The organism is Mesorhizobium sp. M1E.F.Ca.ET.041.01.1.1, assembly GCF_003997355.1.
In the GTDB taxonomy this organism is placed as follows: Bacteria; Pseudomonadota; Alphaproteobacteria; order Rhizobiales; family Rhizobiaceae; genus Mesorhizobium.
In genome coordinates this window covers 1-2,195 of record NZ_RZSL01000804.1, presented here as the reverse complement: position 1 = coordinate 2,195, position 2,195 = coordinate 1, and the positions used below count along the sequence as shown (strand labels likewise).

Below are 2,195 nucleotides of genomic sequence, written 5' to 3'. Positions count from 1 at the left end.
ATGCGTCACCGAAGAATTTCAGATCGGCCTTGGCCGGGATGCCGACGTTCAGCGCCGGCGGGCGGGCGGCGAGTGGCCGGACGGCGATGTCGTGAGAGTAAGGGTCGGCGGCATCGTACGCCGCAGCGACCGATAGCACCGCATAGGCGTCGTCGACTGTCAGCGCGAAAACCGAGACGCAGTCGAGCGTCCGGCAGGCCGGGACCACGCCCGCCGTCGACAGCGCGCCGACGGTTGGCTTCAGCCCGACGACGTTGTTGAGGCCGGCCGGGATGCGCCCCGAGCCGGCGGTGTCGGTGCCGAGCGCGAAGGAGACGATGCCGCGCGCCGTCGCCACCGCGGAGCCGGAAGAGGAGCCGCCCGGCACCAGCCTCGGATCGATCGCATTCCTTGGGATCGGCCAGGGCGTGCGCACACCGACGAGGCCGGTGGCGAACTGGTCGAGATTGGTCTTGCCGACGACCAGGGCGCCCGCCGCCTTGAGTTTCGCCACGACCGTCGCATCCCTGTCCGGCGTGTAGGCATATTCGGCGCAGGCGGCCGTGGTCGGCATGCCGGCGACATCGATGTTGTCCTTGACGGCGAAGGGGATACCCCAGAGCGGCTTGGCCACGGGGTCGAACGAACCAAGCGCTTCGGCCTCGGCCAGCATCGCGGCTTTCGTCGCAAGGTGGATGAAGATGCCGGGATCGCCCGCCGCCTCGATGCGGGCCAGCACCCTATCGATCACCTCGGCTATGCCGGTGCCAGCCTGGTAAGCCGCATGCAGGCTGCCGATGTCGAAGCGGATGTCGCTCATTTCGTCTCCCCCAGAATGATAACCGGCAGGTCCCATTGGATCAGCACGACGCAACCGTCCTTCGTCCACACCGAATGCTCGGTGCCGACCGGATTGAGGATCACGCTGCCCGCCGGATAGTCACCGTTCTCGTCGCTCTGGGTGCCTTCCAGCACGACGATGGTTTCCAACCCGGCATGGCGGTGGCGCGGAACGCCGGCGCCTGGCTGATATTTAAGGACGGCCACACTCGGCTCGACCGGCCCGCCCCTGAGAAGCCAGTGCACCGTCACGCCGTCACGGAAAGGCACGAACGCCAGATCGCGCCAGCCACCGTCGACGAGGCCGGCAAAGGCAAGATTAGGCATTCGCAATTCCCTTGAGCACCTGATTGGTGGTCGCCGTCCAGCCGACGATCGCGCCCTGCGCCCTGATCATGGCGAGCGCGGCGGCCTTGAATTCGGGAAAGTAGCTCTCCGTCGCGTCTTCGGCGACCAGACACTCATAGCCGCGGTCGTTGGCCTCGCGCATGGTCGTCTGCACGCAGACTTCTGTCGTCACTCCGGCAAAGACCAGTTGCCGGGCGCCGATCCGCTTCAGGTCATCGCCGAGGCCGGTCGCGTAGAAGGCGCCCTTGCCGGGCTTCTCGATGACGATCTCGCCGGGCAAAGGCGCGAGCTCATCGAGGATCGCCGTGCCTGGCTCGCCGGCGATCAGCACGCGGCCCATCGGGCCGGCATCGCCGATGCGGATCGACGGATTGCCGCGGTTGCGCTTGGCTGGCGGCAGGTCCGAAAGGTCGGGCCTGTGGCACTCCATGGTGTGGATCACCGGCAGGCCAGCGGCGCGAAAGCCTTCGATCAGCTTTTTCACCGTCGGCACGATCGCCGTCACCCGGCTGACGTCGTTGCCGAGGCTGGCGCCGAAGCCGCCGGGCTCGGCGAAGTCGCGCTGCATGTCGATGACGATAAGTGCCGTGGTCTCGGGCCTGAAAGCAAAGGCGAAAGGCAGCGCTTCGATTTTTGCCATCAATGGTGCCCCGCCATGTGCTCGCCGATCGTCTGCACGCTCGCTTGCGCGATCGGCGTCTCGTAGACGAGGGCGCCGTCGGACATGACGAGGATGCGGTCCGAAAGCTCCAGGAGCTCGTCCAGATCTTCCGACATCAGGAGCACCGCGGCCCCCTCGTTGCGCGCCTTCATGATGCGGGCGCGGATTTCGGCGACGGCAGAGAAGTCGAGGCCGAAGCAGGGGTTGGAGACGATCAAAAGGTCGACCTCGCCGGTCAGCTCGCGGGCGAGCACGGCGCGCTGCACGTTGCCGCCCGACAGCGAGGCGATCGGCGAGGAGAGCGATGCGGTCTTCACCTTGAACTGCTCGACCAGCCGGGCGCTGAAGGATTTGATGGCGCTAGCGC

The 2,195-nt window shown here is 66.8% G+C and carries 3 protein-coding genes and 1 pseudogene; all 4 read right to left on the bottom strand.

The features are described 5' to 3' along the window. A partial coding sequence (locus EOA38_RS34400) for an amidase family protein (RefSeq protein ID WP_245480994.1) occupies nucleotides 1-799 on the bottom strand: 799 nt, incomplete at its 3' end. Then, entirely contained in the window at nucleotides 796-1,146 is a 351-nt protein-coding gene (locus EOA38_RS34395; RefSeq protein WP_126091814.1) for a cupin domain-containing protein, read from the bottom strand. The genes EOA38_RS34400 and EOA38_RS34395, both read right to left, overlap by 4 nt. Next, nucleotides 1,139-1,807 carry an isochorismatase family cysteine hydrolase gene (locus EOA38_RS34390; protein WP_126091815.1) on the bottom strand — a complete coding sequence of 223 codons (669 nt, stop codon included), beginning with the start codon at nucleotides 1,805-1,807 and terminating at the stop codon, nucleotides 1,139-1,141. The genes EOA38_RS34395 and EOA38_RS34390 overlap by 8 nt, the downstream gene beginning before the upstream one ends. Then, nucleotides 1,807-2,195, bottom strand: a pseudogene (locus EOA38_RS34385) (ABC transporter ATP-binding protein); the annotation flags it as partial. The gene EOA38_RS34390 and the pseudogene EOA38_RS34385, both read right to left, overlap by 1 nt.